The sequence below is a fragment of the Methanohalophilus mahii DSM 5219 genome (assembly GCF_000025865.1).
Classification (GTDB): Archaea; Halobacteriota; Methanosarcinia; order Methanosarcinales; family Methanosarcinaceae; genus Methanohalophilus; species Methanohalophilus mahii.
Genome location: NC_014002.1, coordinates 1902409 through 1919170 on the forward strand (window position 1 = coordinate 1902409; position 16762 = coordinate 1919170).

10 protein-coding genes, 1 tRNA gene and 2 rRNA genes are annotated in these 16762 nt (G+C 45.5%); 4 read left to right on the top strand and 9 right to left on the bottom strand.

All coding sequences use genetic code 11. From position 1 onward, the window contains the following. Positions 1–83: 83 nt before the first annotated feature. The 3 genes from MMAH_RS09685 to MMAH_RS09695 form a co-directional block, all read right to left on the bottom strand. A 23S ribosomal RNA gene (locus tag MMAH_RS09685) occupies positions 84–3006 on the bottom strand. 121 nt (positions 3007–3127) lie between these two features. Then, positions 3128–3200: transfer RNA gene (locus MMAH_RS09690), tRNA-Ala, on the bottom strand. 85 nt (positions 3201–3285) lie between these two features. Beyond that, positions 3286–4760, bottom strand: a 16S ribosomal RNA gene (locus tag MMAH_RS09695). Together the 16S and 23S rRNA genes with 1 tRNA gene alongside form the textbook arrangement of a ribosomal RNA operon. A 509-nt stretch (positions 4761–5269) precedes the next feature. On the opposite strand from MMAH_RS09695, the gene MMAH_RS09700 reads away from it, so the two are divergent. Then, positions 5270–6763: a 2-isopropylmalate synthase gene (locus MMAH_RS09700; RefSeq protein ID WP_083774856.1), complete on the top strand. Its 1494-nt coding sequence runs from the start codon at positions 5270–5272 to the stop codon at positions 6761–6763. A 295-nt stretch (positions 6764–7058) separates the two neighbouring features. Here the strand turns inward: MMAH_RS09700 and MMAH_RS09705 are convergent, their stop codons facing one another. The 6 genes from MMAH_RS09705 to MMAH_RS09730 all read right to left on the bottom strand — a co-directional run bounded on the left by MMAH_RS09705 (position 7059) and on the right by MMAH_RS09730 (position 13107). Continuing rightward, positions 7059–7847 carry an ABC transporter ATP-binding protein gene (locus MMAH_RS09705; RefSeq protein ID WP_013038376.1) on the bottom strand — a complete coding sequence of 263 codons (789 nt, stop codon included), beginning with the start codon at positions 7845–7847 and terminating at the stop codon, positions 7059–7061. A 1-nt stretch (position 7848) separates the two neighbouring features. After that, entirely contained in the window at positions 7849–8973 is a 1125-nt protein-coding gene (locus tag MMAH_RS09710; RefSeq protein ID WP_013038377.1) for a FecCD family ABC transporter permease, read from the bottom strand. Between the two features lie 92 nt (positions 8974–9065). Beyond that, positions 9066–10343 carry an ABC transporter substrate-binding protein gene (locus MMAH_RS09715; RefSeq protein ID WP_013038378.1) on the bottom strand — a complete coding sequence of 426 codons (1278 nt, stop codon included), beginning with the start codon at positions 10341–10343 and terminating at the stop codon, positions 9066–9068. Further along, positions 10340–10936 (bottom strand): hypothetical protein, encoded by a 597-nt coding sequence (locus tag MMAH_RS09720; RefSeq protein ID WP_013038379.1) that lies wholly within the window; start codon positions 10934–10936, stop codon positions 10340–10342. The genes MMAH_RS09715 and MMAH_RS09720 overlap by 4 nt, the downstream gene beginning before the upstream one ends. Positions 10937–10960: 24 nt before the next feature. Continuing rightward, entirely contained in the window at positions 10961–11824 is an 864-nt protein-coding gene (locus tag MMAH_RS09725) for a class I SAM-dependent methyltransferase (RefSeq protein WP_013038380.1), read from the bottom strand. Positions 11825–11838: 14 nt separating this feature from the next. Further along, entirely contained in the window at positions 11839–13107 is a 1269-nt protein-coding gene (locus MMAH_RS09730; RefSeq protein ID WP_013038381.1) for an S-layer protein domain-containing protein, read from the bottom strand. 312 nt (positions 13108–13419) lie between these two features. Between MMAH_RS09730 and MMAH_RS09735 the strand changes: the two genes are divergently transcribed. From MMAH_RS09735 to MMAH_RS09745, 3 genes are read left to right on the top strand one after another with little or no spacing between them, the layout of a single operon-like run. Further along, entirely contained in the window at positions 13420–14238 is an 819-nt protein-coding gene (locus MMAH_RS09735; RefSeq protein WP_013038382.1) for a TatD family hydrolase, read from the top strand. 10 nt (positions 14239–14248) lie between these two features. Next, the gene (locus MMAH_RS09740) at positions 14249–14884 is read left to right on the top strand and encodes an MBL fold metallo-hydrolase (RefSeq protein ID WP_013038383.1); all 636 of its coding nucleotides are present in this window, start codon (positions 14249–14251) and stop codon (positions 14882–14884) included. Positions 14885–14893: 9 nt separating this feature from the next. Then, positions 14894–16732, top strand: a complete 1839-nt coding sequence (locus MMAH_RS09745; RefSeq protein WP_013038384.1) for a YgiQ family radical SAM protein — start codon at positions 14894–14896, stop codon at positions 16730–16732. The last annotated feature ends 30 nt before the right edge of the window (positions 16733–16762 follow it).

A 16762-nucleotide genomic window follows, 5' to 3' on the forward strand; every position in this document is an offset into this window, starting at 1 on the left:
ACGCAACCGTCATAAACTTTGCGTTTCATCGGACCGTGTATTTTGTTATGATTACATACCTGATTTCGCCTGGAATAAGCAATTGGAAGCGGCACGGATTATTAGTAACCGCGGACTTAACACCTCGTTTCCTTAGTGCTTACATCCCGATCCTATTAAACCGGTCTTTTACCGGTATCCTTACAGTGGTCTCTTTTCAGGTTGGATTTCGAGCTTAGATGCTTTCAGCTCTTATTCTTTGGCGCGTAGCTGCTCGGCACTGCCTTGTCAGACAACCGATCGACCAGAGACGCCGTTGCCCTGTTCCTCTCGTACTAAGAGCAACTTACCTTCAGACCACATACACCTCTAGTAGATAGTAACCGACCTGTCTCACGACGGTCTAAACCCAGCTCACGATCTCCTTTAATAGGCGAACAACCTCACCCTTGGCCGCTGCTGCACGGCCAGGATGGAAAGAACCGACATCGAGGTAGCAAGCTGCCGGGTCGATATGTGCTCTTGCCGGCAACGACACAATTATCCCCGGGGTAACTTTTCTGTCAGCTTTAGCCCGCATCAAGCAGGACATAAAGGTTCGCTAGAACCGACTTTCGTCTCGCGATCCATTGCTATGCTAAATCGCGTCAGGCTGACTTATGCTCTTGCACTCTTCAGCAGGTTTCCGACCCACTTGAGTCAACCATTGCGCGCCCTTGATATCTTTTCAAGGGCGTCCCGCCCCAGGCAAACTGCCCACCTATCGGGGTCCTCCTTTTCGGAGTTAGGGTCGCGACTTCAGAAGGGTAGTGTCCCATTGTTGGCTCCACCCATGCTGGCGCACGGGCTTCGATGCCTCCTACCTACACTGTACATCCGAAATCACAACCCAACGACAGGCTGCAGTAAAGCTCCACGGGGTCTTCACTTCCCCCTAGAGGTCTCTAGACTTTGCACTAGAATGTAAGCTTCACCGGATTCTGGCTAGGGACAGTAGAGCTCTCATTGATCCATTCATGCGAGTCGCCAATTAAGCGACAAGGTACTACGCTACCTTAAGAGGGTCATAGTTACCCCCGCCGTTTACGGGCCCTTCTTTCCGTTGGACCGAAGTTTCAGGTACCCGCACTGGGCAGGATTCAGAGATCGTACTAGCCCTTTCGGGTTTGCGATCTCCTATGTTGGTATTAGACAGTTAGAGCTCCCTGGTCACTGCGACCTGCCATCTTCATGGCAGGCACTCCTTCTCCCGAAGTTACGGAGCCAATTTGCCGAATTCCCTTAGCCAGATTAATTCCGACACGCCTTAGCCTTTTCAGCTAGGGGCACCAGTGTCAGATCTTGGTACGGTCGTTTAGCTTCCTTTTCACGGGTCCCGGGGTGCAGTTGACTTTCGCAATAACATATTCGCCCGCTTCTCGCCATTACGGCTCTCCACGGGTTTCGATGCTTAGACAGCGCGACAACGCTGCTCAACCTGCCCTGAGACGTTGGTTTTAATGCTAAACGGTACAGGAATATTAACCTGTTTCCCTTTTGGCGTACTCGAATTACGGTACGTCTTAGGACCGACTAACCCTCGGCTGACGATCATTGCCGAGGAAACCTGGCCCCTTCGGCGGTCAGGATTCTCACCTGACTATGCTGCTACTATTACCAGGATTTTCGTTTCCGTACGGTCCACAGGACTTCACAACCCTGCTTCTGCCCGAACGCAACGCCTTCCTACAAGATTACCTTTCGGTACTCCGTGGTATCGGTGGTCGACTTGAGCCCCGTCCATTTTCGGGGCCCCAGACCTCGACTGGTGGGCTGTTACGCACTCTTTAAAGGGTAGCTGCTTCTAAGCTAACCTTCCAGCTGTTTAGGGCCTGGGACACCCTTTATCTTTAACACTTAGTCGACACTTAGGGACCTTAACCACGGGCTGGGTTCTCTCCCTTACGGACTACAAGCTTACCCCAGTAGCCCGGACTCCAACTTTCTTAGACGACGGTAGTTTTGGAGTTTGACAGGGGAGCGAGGGATTTCTCCCCCGGGATCCCCAATCAGTGCTCTACACCACCGACTATCTCCGGTTAGGTCATGCTACGACATGTTTTGGAAGGAACCAGCTGATGCCGGGTTTGATTAGCCTTTCACTCCAAGACGCAGGTCACACGAACGATTTGCAGGTCAGTACCGCTTGCGGTCCTCCACGTAGCTTTCGCCACGCTTCAACCTGCCCACGCCTAGATCACCCGGCTTCGGGTCGTATTCCAATGACTCCACGCACTTGTATACGCCGCATCTTGCCCGAAGGCTGCATGCTTGTTGCTTTCGCTTCGGCTCCCCTCTCGGTTAGCCTTCGCCATTGAAATACACTCCCTGGCCCGTTCTTCAAAACGTAAGATATGACATCGGCAACGAAACTCGTACACCAGCCTCGCGACTGTTTCCTTCATTTCGCAGATCCTTTCATGCCATATCGTTCCATAACCAACAGGTTTCAGGCACTTTGAACCTCCCTTTTTGGGGTACTTTTCAGTTTTCGGTCACCCTACTAGTTCACTATCGGTCTCAAGAGATATTTAGTTTTGGAAGTTGATGCCTCCCGGGTTCCCGCGCGATATCCAACGCACGGTACTCTGGAACAATTCCAGATCCGTTCACTTAGTCCTACGTGACTATCACACTCTATGGTTTGACGTTCCAGTCAAATTCGGGGTCAGTGAGAAAGGATCCTTGGAAAAGTCCTACCACACCACATTTCCCTTCTGTTTCCAGAGGGATTCGGTTTGAACTGTGCCGTGTTCACTCGCCGTTACTAGCGGCATCTCTTCGATTTCTTTTCCGGTTCCTACTAAGATGTTTCAATTCGGAACGTTCCCGATCATTACTGATCGACCATTTAAGGTCAAGAGGTCTCATTAGGAGATCCTCGGTTCATAGGCTTCATGCGCCTAGCCGAGGCATATCGCAGCTTGACACGTCCTTCATCGGTCCTTGAGCCGAGCCATTCACCTGCTGGCATAAATGCCATTATCCGTTTGCTTACTCCAGTAAGCGTCAGGTATGCAACTTATACACGATCTCATCGTGCTCTCCTTGGTCAGAAAGAGCACATCCATCCTTCCCGGGCAAAATTACTTGCCTGGTGCATTAAATATGGACTTGCTGGGATTCGAACCCAGGGCCTCTGCCTTGCAAAGGCAGCGATCTTCCAACTGATCTACAAGCCCTTGGTTTCCCAACGTTGTTGGATTATATGATATAATATAATTGCAATGACAGTTTTTCGGTTTCTGATCGAAAGTTTTTTTGCTTAGGAGGTGATCCAGCCGCAGATTCCCCTACGGCTACCTTGTTACGACTTAACCCCCCTTGCGAAATTTAGGTTCGAACGCAGCACTAAGTCCGCGCCCTCACCCATACCTCACTCGGGTGGTTTGACGGGCGGTGTGTGCAAGGAGCAGGGACGTATTCACCGCGCTATATTGAAACGCGATTACTACGGATTCCAGCTTCATGAGGGCGGGTTTCAGCCCTCAATTCGAACTACGGCTGGGTTTATGAGATTACCGTCACTTTTCAGTGTAGGAGCCCATTGTCCCAACCATTGTAGCCCGCGTGTAGCCCGGGAGATTCGGGGCATACTGACCTACCGTAGCCCGCACCTTCCTCCGATTTAGCATCGGCGGTCCCCACAGAGTACCCATCATCCCGAAGGATATGCTGGCAACAGTGGGCACGGGTCTCGCTCGTTGCCTGACTTAACAGGATGCTTCACAGTACGAACTGACGACGGCCATGCACCTCCTCTCAGCGATTCAGGTAAAGTCTTTAGCTTGACCTACATATTGCTGTCGCCCCCGGTGAGTTGTCCGGCGTTGAGTCCAATTAAACCGCAGGCTCCACCCGTTGTAGTGCTCCCCCGCCAATTCCTTTAAGTTTCAGCCTTGCGGCCGTACTTCCCAGGTGGCTCGCTTCACGGCTTCCCTGCGGCACCTGAAACGGTCGCACCATTCCAGACACCTAGCGAGCATCGTTTACGGCTGGGACTACCCGGGTATCTAATCCGGTTCGTGCCCCCAGCTTTCGTCCCTCACCGTCGGACCCGTTCTGGTAAGACGCCTTCGCCACTGGTGGTCCCACAGGGATTACAAGATTTCACTCCTACCCCTGTAGTACCTCTTACCTCTCCCGGTCCCAAGTCTAACAGTATCCCCCGGAAGCCTAACAGTTGAGCTGTCAGATTTCCCGGAAGACTGATTAAACCGGCTACGGACCCTTTAGACCCAATAATAGTGATTACCACTCGGGCCGCCGGTGTTACCGCGGCGGCTGGCACCGGTCTTGCCCGGCCCTTGCTATCACATGCTATTTACACATGTGGACAGCCAGCATTGTATGCTGGCACTCGGTGTCCCCTTATCGCGGTTTCCCGCAGTGTAAAGGTTTCGCGCCTGCTGCGCCCCGTAGGGCCTGGATTAATGTCTCAGAATCCATCTCCGGGCTCTTGCTCTCACAACCCGTACCCGTCGTTGGCTAGTAGGTACTCTAGACCCACTACAACCTGATAGGCCGCAGACCCATCCTTAGGCGACGGATCTTTAAATCACAAAGCATTCCAGCATATGTGATCTATTCAGAATTATCCCCAGTTTCCCGGGGTTATGCTGAACCCAAGGGCAGATTGTCCACGTGTTACTGAGCAGTCCGCTATGTTCACGAAGAACATTTAACTAGCATGGCTTAGTCGAACACCGATAGCAGTAACCTCTGGCAGGATCAACCAGAATTATGTTAAATTTCTAGCACACCTTTGAAGGTTAAAGGAAATTGTTGGCAGGGTACCTGTTAAACAACATGGATGCTGATTAAAGGCCCTGCACAGTGAATTCTTAATAACTAACGATCAGAATTCACCGAACTGCCATTGCGTGTGTCAGACAGAATTGTTATCTCCTGTCTCCATTTGATTAATGTGAAGGTGATTATGTTTCCACGCGCGTTATGCGCGGGAACTCATGGATATTGCTTTTGGTATATAAACCTTGTTATCCGACAGAGCCGGAACAACTCACACGATAAACCAGCATGGGTTTATGCATGAAACAGGTCATCGAAAGCAGCCTAAAGATACCACCATAATATATATAGATTTCGTGACAAGGCATCTCACATGGATTCCCGAAATCCAAACATAAATGACACGCAAATATAAATACTAGAAAAGCAAAGTAATTTGCGGGAATTATCATGTATGCGAAGAATCAACTGAGGGATCGCTTTTTACAGCGCTGAATCGATTAGAAATAAAGAAATAACCATTTTTGATACTACTCTTCGCGATGGGGAACAAACCCCTGGTGTATCCCTGACCACAAAACAAAAGCTCAATATTGCAACTCAGCTTGACAAACTTGGAGTGGATACGATTGAAGCAGGTTTTCCAATTGCATCCGAAGGAGACAAGGAATCGGTTAAATCCATAGCCGAGGCAGGCCTTACTTCAGAGATCTGTGGTCTTGCCCGGGTGCTTACAAAAGATATCGACGCCTGTATAGATGCGGGAGTGGACATGGTACACACCTTCGTCTCCACATCGGACATCCAGAGGGAACATACCATACGCAAAAGTCGTGAAGAAGTACAACAAATGGCCACCCAGGCCGTGGGATACGTAAAAGACCACGGACTGAGATGTATGTTTTCTGCCATGGATGCCACACGAACCGATCTCGATTATCTGGTAGCAATCTACAGGGCAGCAGAAGAAGCCGGTTGTGATATCATCAATGTACCGGATACCGTGGGTGTTATGTCCCCGTCGGGCATGTACAATATGATAAGTGATCTTCGCCAGCAGATCAGTATACCCATAGATACACACTGTCACAACGACTTCGGGCTTGCTGTGTCAAACAGCCTGATGGCAATCGAAGCGGGCGCCAACCAGGCACAGGTGACGATTAATGGACTTGGTGAAAGAGCCGGCAATGCAGATCTGGCAGAAACGGTCATGAGTCTCAAATCCATATACGGTGCCAGCCTGAATATCAATACAGAATATATAGTTGAAACCGCCCGAATGGTTGAACGTTATACAGCTGTTCCTATTACAGCCCATCGTCCGGTAGTTGGCGAGAATGCGTTTGCGCATGAATCGGGAATCCATACCCACGGCGTCCTCGAGAATTCTGACACATTCGAACCGGGCATAATGACCCCGGAGATGGTAGGACACACGCGCCGTATCGTGCTAGGCAAACATGCCGGCAAACATGCAGTACGCAGATCCCTTGAAACTGCCAATCTTAACCCAAATGATGAACAACTCAATCACATCATAGAAAAGGTCAAAACAATAGCAGACAAGGGCAAGCGTCTTACAGATGCTGACCTGTACGCGATCGCCTGTGCAGTGATGCACAAACCAATGGGCAAGCCCGCAATCGACCTCAAAGAGCTGTCTGTAATGACGGGAAATGTCACAACACCTACAGCCGTTGTGAAAGCACTGGTTAACGATGAAGAAAAGATTCTTTCAAACATCGGAATCGGTCCCGTTGATGCAGCACTCAAGGCGGTAACCGGTATAATCGGGGAACACGCCACCATAAGCATCCACGACTTCCGCATTGAAGCAATAACCGGAGGTTCAGATGCCGTTGCAGAAGTGATAGTAGGCGTACAGGATGAAAACGGACGGATCGTATCCGCACGTTCTGCAAGTGCAGATATTGTATATGCATCCGTCGAAGCACTCGTAACCGCTATTAACATGCTCCTCCAGAAATGAGGGCCATGTTGTGAAGATAACTTTTATGTTATCTTCCTCATATTTTAGAACTGATGTGGATGTACCAGCCAGACCCCACATAAACTATTTTTTTAGAAATTAACAAAAAACTAGGAAATAAATATGCTTTAATCTATATTTGAAATCAGGATTGATAGATTTACAAGTTCTTACTTTCTAAAAAGAATGAAAAATAAGTAATTCAATAATTAATAGATTATTGAATGGAAATTGCCTGTTTCTTTGATAATAAATCGAGCCAAAATATTCCGGCTGATTATTTCAAATATGGTACTTAAACATTTAACGCAGCTCCTATTTGTTTAAGTGGCATCACATACGGAATATCAAAAAGTGTATGTACATGAGCTTCCACTCCATATACATTTGCGATATTATCAATTGTCATAACCGATGAAGGGTCACCAGCAGCTACAATCTTCCCGTCCTTTAACATCAATATTCTATCTGAATATTTGGAAGCAAGATTTAGATCATGGACTACCATCAAAGCTGTAACGTTCCTTTTTTTGACAAGCTTTTTCACATTTTCCATTACATCCAGCTGATGCCAGATATCAAGATCGCTGGTTGGTTCATCAAGCAGAATTACACCTGTATCCTGTGCCAGTGCCCGGGCTATCAATATTTTTTGCTGTTGACCTCCGCTTAGCTCATCAAAGTTGCGTAAAGCCAGATCCTCCAGACCCATTTCTTCAAGGACCTGCCATACTTTTTCTGTATCATTTTTACTATTAAACCACCCAAGATGAGGACGCCTGCCCATTAGTACAGTTTCAAAAACTGTGGTCGGAAATACTCTCTTTGAATTCTGGGGCACATAAGCAAGGTTTCGGGCAACTTCCATACGTTCCATCTTCTGAAGGTTGCATTCATCAAGATGAATGTCCCCGCTGTTTGGAACAAGGATCTTATTCATACACTTAAGTAATGTCGATTTACCCGCTCCATTGGGCCCCACGATACTTACAAAACTTGAACTGTCAAAATCTACTGAAACATTTTCCAGTATTTTTGTACTGGAATAACTAAAACAGATATCCTTTACGTTTATGTTTACCATATTACCAGAACTCTTTCCTTTTTCTTTTAAGTATTAGATACATGAAGAACGGTACTCCCAGTAAGGAAGTCATTATGCCCGTCGGTATCATAGTCGGCCTCAATATATTCATCCCTGTAGCATCCGCTGATATGAGTACAAGAGCCCCCACTAAACCAGAAGCCGGGAATAGATATTTGTGATCCGATCCTATTACCATCCGTGCCATATGGGGAGCAACCAGGCCTATGAAGGCAATGGTTCCTGTAAAACAAACAATGGTTGCAATCAGTAAGCTGGCAACAAGCATACTGAACATCCGAACCCTATTTGCTTCAATTCCCAGACTCTTTGCATTTTCATCTCCTATTGCCATAATATTGAGATCATTTGCCTTCATGTAAAGCAAAGGCGTACATATTACAAAAACAACAAGCAGAAGTAAAAAATTGTTCCAGGAAAAGGCAGAAAGGTCTCCCATCCCCCAGCTTACCATAACCCTAAGTTGTTCATCCGTAGCAAAATATCTGAACAAGTCGCTAAGGGAACCGAATAGATAATTTATTGCAATTCCTGCAAGAATAAGAGTTTCAGATGTCGCTCCTTTAAAACTTGCCAGAGCAATTATAAAAAGAGCGCAAAGCATGGCGAAAAGAAAGGCATTGCCCACGAGCAGATAGGGGCCACCTATTACTCCTACACCTACTACTGCAGCAACCGCCACTCCAAAGTTTGCCCCAGCGGAAATACCCAGTGTAAATGGACTTGCAAGTGGATTTTTCAGAACAGCCTGCATCACACATCCGCATATTCCCAATCCAAAACCGGCCATTATGCCTGCAACAATGCGGGGCAGACGTATATTCCATACCACCTGTGAAGGTAGTCCTTCAGTTGCAAAATTACCCGGAAATAAGCTGGACAAAAGAATTTTATAAACATCGGGCACAGAAATATCAAGAGGACCGATAGTTACTATAAACGCTCCAATCAAACCCAGCAGGATTATCATAATTGCCATAAAAAGCATTTTTCTGCCAATATAATGCTGATAATCTGCACGTGATTGTGATTCTGGTTTATTTTGTGGATTTTCTTTTGCATCCACTCTGGTATCATCTGATCCTTTTTTAAACGGATTTTTCATATTGTTCACCAGTACAATAAAAGGGCATACAAACAACCAGGAGGATGAATTGTATTGTATACCCAAAAACAAATCATTTTGTCACAGCTTGTTCAATACACTTCTTTCAGGAAAGGCTGGTATTCAGCAAACTCTGTGAAAAGACCATCAATACCGAGAATCTGTTCATATATCTCGTTGCCTTCATTTTCCATGTCGATATGACTGAACTTCTCTGGATGCAATCGTTTTGCCATATACATCATATTCAACAGACTTCTATCCAGAGGCCTGCCTCTGCAATATGGATAGATGCAATCATAGACCTGCTCATTCTCCACAGCTGGAATTTCACCAAGTTCTGGCGTCTCCATTACAAAATCAGATCCGCTGGGCTCGCCTAAAGCCGAAGTAGAAGACCAGGCAACAAAAATAACATCCGGCTCCCAGGCAATAATCTGCTCTGGTGGCACATTGATTTTGTCACCTGTGCAATCTTTTGCAACATTGATTCCACCGGCAATGGTCAGTGGCTCATAAACAGCCTCCGTACGTGTGAAATCCCTGCCTTCAACAGAGTCATAGAAACCTTTTTTTGCACCCCTGGGTGCGAAATAGACGATTGGTTTTTCATTTTCATCCATCTCTGAAGTTACAGAGTCGATCATATCAACCTTTGAGCGGACAAAATTCTCCAGCTCATCAGCTCGCTCTTGTTTATCCAGTACTTCACCCATCAACTGGATATGGTCATAAGTTTCTTCAAATGTAAACCCTGTACCTGCATCCACACAGGGGGAACCCACTTTTTCTTCAATTGTATCACCTCTATTGTACCAGGGCGCGTCAAAAATCACGTCGGGTTGGAGAAGGGCCATTGTCTCATAATCAATTTCCCTGCGGGTATTTGTTTCAGGGAAATCATCAAGCTGTCCGCCTCCATATATCTGTAGGGATTTCCATGCATCTGTGGCAACCTTTTCACCGTTTGAATCCCGCGGAAGGATACATCCATCTCGTGTACATTCATCGGTTGCAACCATTTTATCAAGCTCACCAAGGGCAATTACAATTCTGGAATTATCAGGATTGGTTGTAATAATCCGTTCCACAGGCCTGTGGAAAGTAACCTGCCTGTCATGTGTATCAGTAACTGTTTTCGGTTTACCTTCCCAGAAAGTCAATATATATGAAGCATCCCCGACATCATCGAGAGTATAGGAACTCTCTTCAAGCATGTAGTCACAAACTGCATCTGAAACTTCCTTTTCTGTAAGTAAACCATCACCATTATCACATGGTAGAGCTGTAGCTGCAGAAGCTGTAGGTATTATTGATATGATTAAAGCAAGCAGTAATATTCCAATACACAATGTAAATTTAGGTTTCATTCCTGATCACCTCCTGAATTACGTTTTCCAAAAACAAATAAACCAGCAACAAGTGACATTAAAGTAAGAAAAGTGCCAAAACCGGGTGTTTGTGAAGCGGTACTTTCAGTACCAGATGAAGGACCTGAACTTTGCGTGTTTGCCGCTGCATAGGGATCTGTGACCGGAGTCCATCGTTCCTTTCCTTCATTAAGTTCCTGAGTCTGGAACAACATGTCAACCCAGTATCCTTCAAACCCGTCTGAATCCCCTTCAGATGATATTACATTATAGACGATTTCATTTTCATCAATTACATTGAAGGCGATTTTTCCAGCACCCCTGTCAACTTTAAAGTATTCAGCGTCTGAAATATCCTCGTCGTTATTCGGGAATGTAAAACCCGGTGGTATAGTTTCCACAACACCTGCTACGAAAGGTTTTTCTCCCGTAATATCCAGCTTGATTTCAGTTAGCTCTCCGGCTGAAATCGTTTCAGGAACATGACGTTCAACATCCGTTACTTCACCGTCTGCAGCAAGGCAGACAGGTGATGATAATAAACCAATAGCTAGTAACAGAATTGCACATATCGTGATCTTTTTAATATTCATTTAAATACACCTCATAAATACACTTTATCTGGATTTTTGTTCTTCTGTTTGCAACTGCCACCAGAGTTTTACCCTCGTAGTGTGCCCACTTTCCACAAGACGGTCGCCCTGCTTTTCGAGTACTTCTTCCAGATAATTCCTGATTATCTCTTCCTGCTGTTGATTCTCAATTGTGTAGCGGGATTTGAAGAAATCAACCGCTTCATCCATTGAAGAAAAGGAATTGTCATACTCAAGGGAAAACACATGCATATCCGGGTATATTCCCATGTTGTAGAGCACATTGTAGAGAACATCGCATCTCGGGGAAGGTATGTATTCCCCACCATAAAGCAGAGGCCAGAGTTTACGGGAATGAGAATCCCAGGGAGTCTCACCTGCAAACCAGTAAAGACATACATACTTTGAAGATGCGGCCTGCATTTTCTCGATTGCCTCCCTTATATCCGGCATCCCCAATGAAAAAGAAGCAATAACAATATCATGAGGACCTTTCAGGTCATTATTAACGTCCAGGTCTTCCCAGCGTTTTTTGACACAGGAGATATTATCCAAACCGTACTGATCGATATTCTCCTGCAAAATTTCCAGCATCCCTTTGCCCGGCTCAACTGCAGTCACATGGGATACCCTCTCTGCAAGAGGAATTGCCAGACTTCCAGGACCTGCACCTATATCCAGAACACTGTAATCCGGGTCAAGAGGTAATTCATTCAGGGTCTTATCCACACGTGCTTTATTATTCCGGGACCTTTCCCAGAAATGTTCGGCATTTTCTCTGCTGTCCCATAGATTTGCACAATCACCACGTCTATTATGGTCATTCTTCTGGTTGGCCTGCATCATTTCGTTCCAAATATCATTCCAATCTAAATTATTCAATGGCAAAGCGAGACCTCCATTCAGTTAATCCTTCTTCTCAAAATGAAAAGAGATGCCACAAGACCTGAAATTGCTGTAATGGAAACAAAACCTGGAACAGCTGCATGGGTTTTTTTACTCTCTAGATCCGTCTGCTTTTCTTTACTTTCTTCAGAGGCGTCTGCAAAAGGTGTATCCATGTCATTATCAGTGCCTTGCGAAGGCTTTGAAGATGAGGATGAAGGTGACTGTTCAACAGTAGTCACGTTCTCCTCTGACACATCTTCATTGTCAGTATTATCCACATTTTCAGATTGTGTACTTGCATCTTCAGCGGTTTCGAAAACTACATTCATTGCAGGGTAGAAAAGATAGCCACCGTCTGATCCCTTGCCAGATTTGGATGTCCGGATGTACCAATCATCGGTAAAATATGCCTTCTCATTCATTTCAAGAGTTATTTCTTCATGATTGGACATATTGATCCAGTTTTCTGAAATTTCCCTGCATTTTAGCAACCCAACCTTGTCTCCTTCTTCAATCGTTGAGACGTTGTCTTTGTCTATCAACCACGTATATTTGAATATAGCAAAACATTCTGAGGAGCAGCGGAAGGTTTCATCTATATAGGTAACAAAATAAACAGCATCTTCAAGATCGGCAAAATCGTCTTTTACAACGAAAGACCTATCATCATCTGTGCCATCGAGTTTAATGACAGTAGAATCAAGTTCCTTTCCATCTTTGTAAAGAAGAACAAATGCTTTGTCCCCTTCAACATCCAGCTGGAACAATTCCAAACTGTAACCTTTTCCCAGGTCCCAGACTTCACCTTCTTTGAGTTTCTTTTCCGAGCCTCCACCCTGCTCTGTGACAAGAGAGGCCATTTTGCTGGCTTTATCGTCGACAGCGACATATTTATTCCCGAACCAGGGAATCACAGAATATGTGCTTACCTCAGTAGCATCTGTTTTAGCGCTGAGCTTGAACTTCTTGCTGTAGGTATGACTACTGTAGAGGAGTTCTTTTTTGTCGATTACATTATTGGTTGGTGCTGCACCTATACCCGGATTTGTACCATCCGAATCTTGGTAGTACAAAATCTCAGTATTGGAACCAGCTTCATTTAAGCCGAAGTAGAGAGCACTCCAGTTGGTACCATCCCAGGCGATGGAAGATACATTTCCACTATCCAGAATGTTGCCACCTATCTCCACAGATTCAGCCGAAGATATAGTGACAAAACATGTCAGAGATAAACATAAAATGAATACTATGCTTATTTTTTTTATTATTTCCAGTTGCATCATTCAATTCTCCCAAGGTTATATTTCAACAATATTATAACTTAATTAATGCTACTATTTGATTATTTATTCTTTTTTTATGCTACTAATGAATCAAAAAATAATACAAAAAGAGACATATTTATAATTTTGTATTAACGCTGCTAACTGCTATAGATTATTAGATAGATTATAGAAATGAGCTTGGAAGAAAAAGAAATGTTAATTTACAGCTTTAACCCTTTATATTTTGTTTTTTTGCTAACTAGATCTGGATATATTGAGATTATCAAATTAAGCCACAAATCATCAGATACTAATATTTGATATTCTCATATGACACTGCGGGCATCTCATCAAAATATAGTTATAGATGGCATACCAAAAATGAAGGGTATGTTACCTTATTTTATTGATTCACACTGCCATCTTGATTTTTCCAAGTTCAACAAGGATCGTGAAGAGGTCATCCTCCGTGCAAAAGAGGCCGGGGCCTGTGAAATGATCAACTCGGGTATTGATCTGAAAACCAACTTTTCAACCCTTGAACTGGCCAAAACCCATGACTGCATCCACCCAACAATAGGGTTAAGCCCCATGCTCGCCACCAATCCCGATGAAGGCAGGGTACTGGAAGTCCTATCCCAGCTTGATGAGTATGCCCCCGGGGCTATCGGCATTGGAGAAGCAGGGATGGACTATTATCACTGCACCGATGAAACTTTACGTAAAAAACAGAGAGAAATATTTAAACAGGTCATCACGATTGCAGAGAGCCATACAAAAACGCTGGTTATACATGGCAGGGATGCCGAGGATGAAGCACTTGAAATGGCAGGGCATCTGGACAGGGTGATCTTTCATTGTTATGGAGGATCACTTGAAACAATGAAAAAAATAACTGATGCCGGCCACTACATATCCATACCTACCCTGGTCTGCTTCTCCAGCCATCACAAAGAGATCGCTGCCACAGTACCTGAAGAATTCATGTTGATAGAAACAGACAGCCCCTACCTTTCCCCCCGTAAAGGACGCAATGAACCCGCATACCTGACCGATTCAATAAACACAATCGCAGAAATAAAGGACATTGAACCTGCCGAAGTGGCAGAAATTACACGGAAAAACACCTATACCGCATTCAAAATCTAAAGGGATCTACATGAAAGTTATACAATGCAATGCAACCACCAATGATGCAAACTCCTACCTTATAAATGACAGCATCCTCATCGATACCGGACTGAATGGAGAAAGACTTGCCCGGGAAATTGAAAGTCATATAGACCTCAATAAACTGGAACTGATAATCCTGACCCACTGCCACTATGACCATACAGCAGCTGTGCCCCTGCTTGTGGAACTCAGTGGTGCAAAGGTCGGCATCCACCGGGCAGATGAGACCATGCTTGCAGATGATACGGGTAGCGTATCAACATTCTTTGGGCAGAAAGCACCTGCCATCGAGCCGGATATTCTCTATGAAGACGGAGATATGATCAAATTAGACGAAATCCAAGCCCTTCAGGTAATCCACACACCCGGCCATACTCCGGGAGGCATATGCCTCTACGAACCTTTTTCCAAAAGCCTGTTCTCGGGGGACACAGTCTTTTCATCCGGCGGATTTGGACGCACGGATTTTGAAGGCGGCTCAGCCAGACAGCTCACAGAATCCATAGAAAAACTGGCAGAAATAGATGTAGAAACCCTCTATCCCGGCCATGGCCCGGTGGTAAAAAGTGATGCCAACCGCCAGATACAGCTTTCAATGCGTGCATCCCGAACCATATGGTGATCCAGAACAATGAAACACGATAAAAAAACATCAAACCCCCTCCCCATGTCAAAAAAAGAAATGCAGCAGAGAGGGTGGGATACCCTTGACATTATCATAGTGACAGGCGATGCATACGTTGATCATCCATCCTTCGGGGCTGCCCTGATAGGCCGCCTGCTTGAAGCCAGAGGGTTTAGAGTAGGGATAATAGCCCAGCCGGCCCACGATAAACCGGAAGAATTTAAGGAACTTGGAAAACCGGAACTTTTCTTTGCCGCAACCGCCGGCAACATGGACTCAATGGTATCCAACTATACACCATCCCTCAAGCCACGTAAACGTGATATGTATTCTCCTGGAGGCACCCCCGGTATGCGACCTGACAGGGCGACCATTGTATATTCCAATCGTATACATCAGGCATACCCGGATACCCCGATTGTAATCGCAGGTGTGGAAGCTTCCCTGCGCAGACTGGCACAATATGATTTCCAGTCAGGAAAGGTAAGGAAATCAATTCTTGCAGATGCCCCGGCAGACCTCCTGATATATGGGATGGGTGAAACCCAGACAGAAGAAATCGCACGCAGATTACAGGCAGGAGAAGACATCAAACAAATAAAGGACCTTCCCGGTACCGTCTGGAAAACCCCCGTGAAGACCTGGAAAGAAGAACTTAAAGGCATGGATTATATCGAACTGGAATCCTACGCAACGGTTTCAGAAGAAAAGGAAGCCTTTGCCAGAAATTACAAAACCCTCTGGCAGCAGCAAAACCCGGGAAGAGGAAAAATACTTGTCCAGCCCCACCCCAAAACTATCATTGTCCAGAATCCGCCGGCAAAACCTCTTGAAACCCAAAATCTGGATGAGGTTTATGAATTACCTTACACCAGACAAAAACACCCTTCTTACAAAGAGGACATCCCTGCTATTGAGCCGGTGCGCTTCTCCCTCACTACCCACAGGGGTTGCTTTGGCGCCTGCTCTTTCTGCGCCATCGCCCATCATCAGGGCCGCATGGTTAATTCCAGGAGTATTGAATCACTCTTAAGAGAGGCAAAAACCCTCACCAAAATGAAAGATTTCAAGGGAAATATCAATGGAGTGGGCGGGCCCACCGCGAATATGTATTCAATGGAATGCCCACAATGGAAAAGCAAGGGGGTATGCACCGACAAGTTTTGCCTCTATCCTGAAGTCTGCCCGTCAATGAATACTGACCACAGCAAAAACATGGAGCTACTAAACCGTCTGGAACAAATTCCAGGTGTGAAGAAAGTTTTCATAACCTACGGTGTGCGCTACGATCTTGCCCTGACCCAACCTGAGTATCTGGAAATGATATGTAGAAAACATATCAGTGGAAGACTTGCAGTGGCACCGGAGCATTATTCAAAAAAGGTCACCGACAGTATGAGAAAACCCGGCAGGGATGTTTTTGAAAAGTTTGTGGAAATGTATTCAGCAATCAACAAGAAACTGGGCAAAGAGCAATACCTCCAGACATATCTCATGTCCGGCCATCCGGGTTGCGGACTTAAAGAGATGATCGAAACTGCCGAATACATACGTGATAATAAACTGTATAGTGAGCAGGTCCAGGATTTCACACCAACCCCCATGACAGCATCCACCTGCATGTATCATACCGGAATTGACCCTTTCACTGGTAAAAATATAGAAGTTGCCACTTCCCGAAGGGACAAGAAGATCCAGCGCACGATCCTCCATTACAGAGACAAACGAAATCGCAAATATATTCTTGAAGCTTTAAAAAAGGCAGACCGGATGGATCTTGTGGGTAACAGCTGGAAATGCCTGATTTCCGGTAAAAACGGCATGTGGGAATCCAAGAAAAAATGAACATTTTCAAAGAGATTTTATATAACTATA